This is a genomic window from Halalkalibacter akibai JCM 9157 (assembly GCF_000513135.1).
GTDB lineage: Bacteria > Bacillota > Bacilli > Bacillales > Bacillaceae_D > Halalkalibacter > Halalkalibacter akibai.
In genome coordinates, this window is record NZ_BAUV01000087.1 from 1 (window position 1) to 8,111 (window position 8,111).

Here is an 8,111-nt window from a genome sequence, read left to right on the forward strand (position 1 = left end):
GGGGGATGAAGACAGAAACAGGCTGAAATTGAAAGAAAAATAGTCCTTCATAAAAGTGATGAAGGACCGAACGAGCTTAATCATAGAGATCTAAACTACACTTAAACCACATTTTTTTGTTTTTGCTGGACCTTAGGTTTAAATAGTTTTTGGAAGGTTTCTGTTTTGGATGTTGTAAAGATGATTAATCCAACCCAAATCATTAAGAAGGCTAGAAATTGAATAACAGAAAAGGCTTCTTTAAAAAGAAAGATTCCAAGTAAAAGCATAATGGTCGGTGCAATGTATTGGAGGAAACCAATTAAAGAAAGTGAAATTCTTCTTGCACCGATGGCAAACAGCAGTAAAGGGATAGCTGTTGCTGCGCCAGCACCAATAAGTAAGAAAGTTGTTTCAAGTTGTGTTAAGCTAAATGAACTCGAGAATGCAGGTTGATGGTGGATCCAGTATAAATAGATGAAAGCAAACGGTGTTACAAGCATCGTTTCAACAGTTAACCCAACCATTGCGCCTGCATTAACTAACTTTTTGATGAGGCCATAAAGACCAAACGAGATGCCGAGCATTAAAGCGGTCCATGGAACGACGCCATAATACATGGTAATGATCGCAACCCCACAAAATGCAAGAATAAAAGAGACAACCTGCCAGCGAGATAGAGTTTCTTTTAAAAACAAAACACCTAGCAATACATTGATTAAGGGATTCATGTAATAGCCTAAACTAGCTTCAATTACGCGATCACTATTTACAGCCCAAATGAAAATAAACCAATTTATCGAAATAAAACAAGATGCTAAAATGATACCTATAGCTGAACGAAAATGACTAAAAATAAATTTGAATTCTGTCCAAGCTGGCAAAAGCTGCTTCCGTATCGCCAAAATCCCAATCATAAAAACAAGGGACCAAATGACACGATGCGCAAGTACTTCACCTGGTGAAACAGAGTCTAGGAGCTTCCAATACAAAGGAAGGACACCCCAAAGTAAATAGGCACAAGTGGCAGCAACGATTCCTACTTGATGATCTGATTGTTGCATGTTTCTCTTCCTCTCCCAGTGAGCTAGCTTTATTTTACACAAATTAACAGACGCTGCCTATCAAACTTTTCGGTTAACTAAATAAAATGAAGGAGGACAAGCATGAAACAGATGAAAGCTGTTATATTTGACATGGATGGAGTCATTTCTAATACGGTTCCCATTCAATATGAAACGAATCTTCGTTTAGCGAAAACTCTTAATATCTCATTTAGTAGAGAGTGGAATCAATCTTTGCAAGGACTGAGTCGCCGTAAAACGGTAGAGGCGATGATTGAGGCATCCTCATCTACATTTACAGAGGATGAGGTTGATGAGATTTGTAACAAAAAAAATTACCATTACCGCGAGTTGATCTCACAGTTAACACCAAGAGATGCCCAACCAGGCATTCGAGAATTTATTCAAGAACTAGCAAACCATAAAATTCCGATGGTGATTGCGTCTGCTAGTCAAAACGCAAGCTTTGTTTTATCCAAATTAGAACTGTTAAGCTTCTTTCAAGGTGTTGTGGATGTTACGACTTTAAAACGAGGAAAACCAGATCCAGAGATCTTTTTGAAGGCTGCAGATATCGTAGGTGTTGCTCCGGCTGAATGTATTGCGTTAGAAGACGGTGAAGCGGGATTAACCGCTATTCTTCAGACGGAAATGTTTTCAGTAGGAATTGGAATAGAACCTTTTATGAAAAATGCTGATTACTACGTGGAGTCAACAAGCAAACTTACTTTAGACGGGTTAGAAGCTGTCTTAAACAAGCATCAACGGACGATTAGATAACTTCTATTTGCGCTTAAAGATGTCATAAGATAAGATTTCTCTAGAGTACAATGAAAAAGGAGACGGATATGTCAGATCTTGATCAATCATTAAGAAACCGAGCATATAAAGAAGTAGAAGTACATAAAGAGGTCGTTGAATCAGACCAATACCGCTTAAATTATCATGTGATGCCTCCTGTGGGTTTGTTAAATGATCCAAATGGCTTTATACAGTTTAATGGGGTTTATCATTTGTTTTATCAATGGAATCCGTTTAAGACTGATCACGGTGCGAAGTTTTGGGGGCATTATTCATCAACCGATTTAGTGAAGTGGAAACACCATGACATTGCGCTTACACCGAGTGACTGGTTTGACAAAAATGGCTGTTATTCAGGTAGTGCGATTGAACATGATCAGAAATTGTATGTGTTTTATACGGGTAATGTAAAAGACAAACAGAACAACAGGGAAACTTATCAAGTTATGGCCGTTTCAGAAGACGGGTATACATTTGAGAAAAAGGGCGTTGTGATTGAATTACCTGAGGGATATACGGCTCATTTTCGTGATCCAAAAGTTTGGAAGCATGATGATACTTTTTATCTTATCATTGGTGCGCAAAGTAAAGATCTTACTGGAAAAGCCGTGTTGTTCCGTTCAAACAATTTAGTAGAATGGGAACATCTAGGTGCTATTGCGGGAGCTCACATGGGTCCTTTGGGAGATTTCGGATATATGTGGGAATGTCCTGATTTGTTTGAGTTAGGCGGACAGGATGTGATGATTTTTTCACCACAAGGACTTGAACCGAGTGGAATACATTATCAAAATTTATATCAAGCTGGTTATGTTCTTGGAAAGTTAGATTATAATCAAGTTCAGTTTGACCATGGCTCTTTTGTTGAGCTAGATCGAGGCTTTGAGTTTTATGCGCCTCAAACGACAATCGACGAAAATGGTCGTAGAATTTTAATTGGATGGATGGGGATGCCTGAGGAACGTGAGGATGCTCACCCAACCATTGAACATAAGTGGGTTCATGCTATGACGATTCCAAGAGAATTAAAGCTAGTTGACGGAAAGCTTTATCAACGACCGGTTGAGGAATTAAAAAGATTGAGAAACGAAGAAGTAGCTTATAGTGAAGTAGAACTTGCATCTGAGCCGAAATCTTTTGACGGAATAGACGGCACCTCGCTAGAAATTTACTTTGAACCACTGGAAGAAATGACAGAACTTGTGACCATTCGATTTCGGGAAAATGGGTCTATTTCTTATGATCCAGCAACGAAACAACTGAAGCTTGATCGGGTTAGTTTTGTAGATGGCCAAACGGTGGAAGAGCGTTTTTGTGATTTAGAACAAGTGAAGAACTTAAGGATTTTTCTGGATACATCTTCAATTGAACTCTTTGTGAACGATGGAGAAGAGGTATTCACTGCTCGGATCTATCCGGATCATGATCAACAAAACATAACTTTTGCAGCAGAGAAAAACGTGAGAGTTTTACTAAAAGCTTGGAAACTGTAAAATGGAACCTACACTTATGTGTGGGTTTTTTCGTATTTGAAACTTAAATGCGTTTTACTGCGTTTCATTTGTATAAGAGCTTGAAAGAAGGAGAGATAGTAATGAACAAAAAAAGTTTGCCTGGAATTTTAGCAATAATGATTCTGTCGTTTGGAGGATATATGGTAATGGCACAAGGGCAAGAGTTGGAGACAGTTGAAGAAGTGCAACAAGCTTCAAAATACATCCAATTTACCGGAAAAGTGGAGAAGGTAGAAACGGAAACAGTTTCTATTCGCGTAGTGAATGAAGATGGAAATGAGATGATTTTTCCGTTATCAGATGAGGTTTTGGTTATGGATTCGACTGGTAATTTTCTAATAAAAGAAGAATTTACAACTGGTATGGATGTGGATGTCTATTATGATCAAAATAAGCCGATGCCAATGATCTATCCTGCTTCGATCACACCAGATCTGATCATAGTTAAAAATAAAGAATCTCACCAAGTAAAAGTAGCAAAATTTGATTCTAATTTAATTAGTGATGATTTTAAATTAAAGCTACATATTGATGAGCAAACGATTGTTGTGAATGAAAGAGATGAAGAGATTCAAGAAGCTGATTTAATAAATAAAGAGTTAGTGGTATTTTATACGATATCAACAAGAAGCATTCCTGCTCAAACGACGCCAGTAAAAGTAGTGAAGCTGATGGATTAGAGAGAGAATCTAAGCAGCAACTAACATTTTGATCCAATTTGTGTATGTTTTTTTCTTGAGAAAAATTCAACTATGTTAATGATAGACACTTTTATTAAAATGGGGGTGCTAGTTTGGGGAAAGGAACTATTTATAAAAGTGAAGTTGCAAAGGAAATTATTACTCAACATTATGAAAACTATATAAAAACTTTTAATTTTAATGTTGAACGGAAATATGTTGATACAAGATTTGGTAAGACACATATTCTTGTAGCAGGTCCAGTAGAAGGAAAGCCTATTTTTATTTTTCAAGGCGGAAATTGTATAAACCCCATGACTTTATCTTGGTTTTCGTCATTAGTTGATCATTATAGAATTTATGCACCAGATACTATTGGTCATCCTGGGTACAGTGATGAAGCTAGAATTTCAGCAAAGGATCATAGCTTTCCTCAATGGATAGAAGAATTAATGAATCATTTTGATATTGAAAGGTGTGCATTCATTGGTCCATCCTATGGGGCTGGGATTATTCTAAGGTTAGCTACATTTATGCCAAATAAAATTGACTGCTCTATCTTAGTATCACCAGCAGGAATCCGTTTAGGCTCTAAAATGAAAATGATCAAGGACATATTACTACCTTTAATGTTGTTTCATACTACTTCATCAGATAAATATCTAAATAGGATTGCTAATATCATGTCTGATAATAGTATGAAAGATATAGACAAAACTATTATTGGTGATGTTTTTACATATACTAAACTTGAACAAGATATGCCTAAGTTAACGACGAGAAACGAATTAGAAAATTATAACGCACCTACACTAATCATTGCGGGTACGAAAGATATTTTCTTCCCAGAAAGTAAACTAAGTAAAGTAGCAAAAGGAATTATATCTAATTTAACTGAACTTAAAGCTTACGATATGGGACATTTTCCTTCAGAAGCCCACATAGTTAATATGAACAAAGAAATTATTGAGTTTCTATCAAAATATTACTAAACATGTGTATTTACTTGTGGAACTTTGGAAAGGAGGCACTTAATTGAAAGATAAGAAAAAAGATAAAGAATTATGGTTTATCGACTTATTTGGTTTTCTTATTGAGATCTTTCTTTACTTGCCGCGCTTTATCATTGGATTGGTTAGAGGATTGGTTTAGATGAAATTACCAAGTGGGAATTTTAAAAATAAGTTGACGCATGAGTGGGTAACAGGTAAACTGTAAGCGTGAACACAAATAAGTGGGATTGTTACTGATTAAGCAGGCAAGACCTAAAATGTAGCCATAGGGAGACGTCTATCTAAGACGCTCATTAGTGGTTATGTTTTAGGTCTTTTTTCTGTTGTTTAAAAGATGTTAATAAGAATCCCATAAAAAACGATAAAACACAGCTGAGAATTAGGGGGAAAGAAGATGGATACAAAGAAAGTGGCCAGTGAACTGACTAGGCTATTAGGAGGAAAAGACAATATTATTAGTGCCACACATTGTGCGACACGTTTACGTATTGTTTTACAAGATGATGATCAACCAAATAAACAAGAAATAGAAGAATTAGACGGAGTAAAAGGAGTTTTTAGTGCATCTGGTCAATTCCAAGTTATCTTTGGAACAGGTCTTGTCAATAAAGTGTATGCTGAATTTGCTGCGGAAACAGGTCTTGGAACAAAAGATACTGATGGTGGCGAAAAACAAGTAGATCATGCCGAGGCAGCGAAAAAGAAGATGAATCCTCTTGCGCGTATTGCTAGAACCTTGTCTAATATTTTTGTTCCAATCATTCCTGCGATTGTAGCAAGTGGGTTGTTAATGGGACTTCTTGGGATGATGACAGCGTTTGAATGGGTGGCATCAGATAGTCCTTGGATCTTATTTTTGGATATGTTCTCAAGTGCAGCCTTCATTATTTTGCCTATCTTAATAGGTTTTAGTGCCGCAAAGGAATTTGGAGCGAATCCTTATTTAGGAGCTGTTCTTGGTGGGATTATGACTCATCCTGTTTTGTTAAATCCTTGGACGTTAACGGATGCCGTTCCAGAGTCTGTTTCATTTCTAGGTATGAATGTTGAGCTTCTTGGTTATCAAGGAACGGTTATTCCAATCCTTTTAGTTGTCTATATTATGAGTAAAATTGAAAAAGGGCTACGAAAAATTATTCCTAACGCAATTGACCTTTTGGTTGTTCCTTTTGTAACAGTAATTTTAACAGCTTTTATTGCCATGTTATTCATTGGTCCACTTGGAACATGGGTAGGAAATGGTTTAACATGGAGCCTTGATTTTATATATAGTACTGCTGGTATATTCGCAGGTTTAATTTTTGGTGGGCTTTATTCAACGATTGTTATTACAGGTGTACATCATAGCTTCCATGCAATTGAGGCTGCTTTAATCGCCGATTTAGGTGTGAACTTCTTATTGCCAATCTGGGCAATGGCAAACGTTGCACAGGGGGGAGCAGGTCTTGCTGTTTTCTTCCTTACGAAAAATCCAAAGGTAAAAGAAATTGCCATTCCGGCTTCTTTCTCAGCTTTCTTAGGGATTACAGAACCAATTATATTCGGAGTTAACTTGCGTTTCATGAGACCATTTATCGGGGCTGCTATTGGTGGAGCTTTAGGTGGTGCTTATGTTGTGTTCACGAATGTTATTGTAAACGCCTATGGTTTAACAGGTATACCAATGATCGCGATCGCAGCACCGTTTGGAACTGCTAATATTATTAACTATCTAATTGGAATGTTAATCGCAGCAGCTGGTGCCTTTGTAGCTACATGGATTTTAGGCATAAAAGAAGATACTACAAAAAAATAAGTGAGTTTAAAAAACCTCAGTATCGCGATGGTGCGTGACTGAGGTTTTTCTATTGGTTGTTTTAGAAAGGGTATTGCTTTTAATATAAGGCTCTTATCGCGTACTTTGTTGTTTTTAGCGTTTAAGTCTTAAAATTTAGCGATTCTCCAAAACGACTCTTTTGGAACACCATTTTCACCAAACACAAATGGCCAATTTTTTCTTCCTCTAACAGGAAAATCATTTAACCACGTATACGAATCATTTGCACCCCAAAATGTAACATTAGAAATAACTTCTTTGTACTCTCTAAATACTCGGAAGAATTGGTCATATCGTTCTGCTTGTAGGTGTAGCATTTCTTCTGTAGGTTGTGTAAGGTCTGCGCGTCGGTCATCCCAGCTAAACATCGAAACATCCATCTCTGTAATTTGAAGCTGTACACCTAGTGAAGCATAGCGTTCAATTGCAGCTCGGATATCGTCTAAACTTGGATCGTGAACGTTCCAGTGGGCTTGTAACCCTACTCCGTGAATAGGTACGTCTTTATCTAGTAGAGATTTTACGAGACGATAGATTCTCTCTCGTTTATTGGGATGAGATTCGTTGTAATCGTTGTAAAATAGAGAGGCATTTGGGTCAGCCTGATGGGCAAATTCGAAAGCCTTTGCTATAAAATCCTCTCCTATAATATCTAACCATTTAGACTTACGGAGGTATTCAGAATCATCATCAGAAATGGCTTCGTTAACAACGTCCCAGCTATAGAACTGGCCTTTATAACGACCTAAAACAGTTGAAATGTGCTCTTCCATTCTTTGCAGGAGTATTTCACGGTTTACTTGTGTTCCGTCAGGATTTTGGAATAACCACTCTGTCGTTTGGTTGTGCCAAACTAGTGTATGTCCTCGTAATTTCATATTATTTTCGTTTGCAAATGCAACAAGCTTGTCGGCATTTGCAAAGTTGAAGTTACCTTGTTCTGGCTGAAGAAGTTCAAACTTCATTTCATTTTCTGCTGTTAAGCTGTTGTAGTGCTTTTTCAATAACTCTTTTTCTGATTCCAGTGTCTTGGAGTTAACTGCTGCACCTATAGTAAAAAAGTTCTTATAAACTTGATACAGATCAGGGGTGTTAAGTTGCTGATTCATGTTTTTAGCCTCCTTTTTTAAAGGCTGTTTTTCGCATACTTAGTGTTTTTATAGGTTACGTCTCGACAAATGTTCGTTCCATTGCGCTCCAGCACTCGCTTTCCGCGGGGAGGTGCCGAGCCTCCTCGGCTGTGC

At 37.3% G+C, this 8,111-nt stretch carries 7 protein-coding genes; 5 read left to right on the top strand and 2 right to left on the bottom strand.

From position 1 onward, the window contains the following. Positions 1 to 101: 101 nt before the first annotated feature. Positions 102 to 1,043 (bottom strand): EamA family transporter RarD, encoded by a 942-nt coding sequence (gene rarD / locus JCM9157_RS22240; protein WP_035668513.1) that lies wholly within the window; start codon positions 1,041 to 1,043, stop codon positions 102 to 104. 102 nt (positions 1,044 to 1,145) lie between these two features. Between rarD and pgmB the strand changes: the two genes are divergently transcribed. The 5 genes from pgmB to JCM9157_RS22265 all read left to right on the top strand — a co-directional run bounded on the left by pgmB (position 1,146) and on the right by JCM9157_RS22265 (position 6,846). Further along, positions 1,146 to 1,823 (top strand): beta-phosphoglucomutase, encoded by a 678-nt coding sequence (gene pgmB, locus JCM9157_RS22245; RefSeq protein ID WP_052013318.1) that lies wholly within the window; start codon positions 1,146 to 1,148, stop codon positions 1,821 to 1,823. 68 nt (positions 1,824 to 1,891) lie between these two features. Beyond that, positions 1,892 to 3,337 (top strand): glycoside hydrolase family 32 protein, encoded by a 1,446-nt coding sequence (locus JCM9157_RS22250; protein ID WP_035668516.1) that lies wholly within the window; start codon positions 1,892 to 1,894, stop codon positions 3,335 to 3,337. Positions 3,338 to 3,438: 101 nt separating this feature from the next. Beyond that, positions 3,439 to 4,038: a hypothetical protein gene (locus tag JCM9157_RS23690; protein WP_052013319.1), complete on the top strand. Its 600-nt coding sequence runs from the start codon at positions 3,439 to 3,441 to the stop codon at positions 4,036 to 4,038. 113 nt (positions 4,039 to 4,151) lie between these two features. After that, a complete protein-coding gene (locus JCM9157_RS22260) occupies positions 4,152 to 5,030 on the top strand; it encodes an alpha/beta fold hydrolase (RefSeq protein ID WP_035668519.1) in 879 nt (292 codons plus the stop codon). A gap of 415 nt (positions 5,031 to 5,445) precedes the next feature. Further along, the gene (locus JCM9157_RS22265) at positions 5,446 to 6,846 is read left to right on the top strand and encodes a sucrose-specific PTS transporter subunit IIBC (protein ID WP_035668522.1); all 1,401 of its coding nucleotides are present in this window, start codon (positions 5,446 to 5,448) and stop codon (positions 6,844 to 6,846) included. Positions 6,847 to 6,974: 128 nt separating this feature from the next. Here the strand turns inward: JCM9157_RS22265 and JCM9157_RS22270 are convergent, their stop codons facing one another. Next, entirely contained in the window at positions 6,975 to 7,976 is a 1,002-nt protein-coding gene (locus JCM9157_RS22270; RefSeq protein WP_035668525.1) for an endo-1,4-beta-xylanase, read from the bottom strand. Between the last annotated feature and the right edge of the window lie 135 nt (positions 7,977 to 8,111).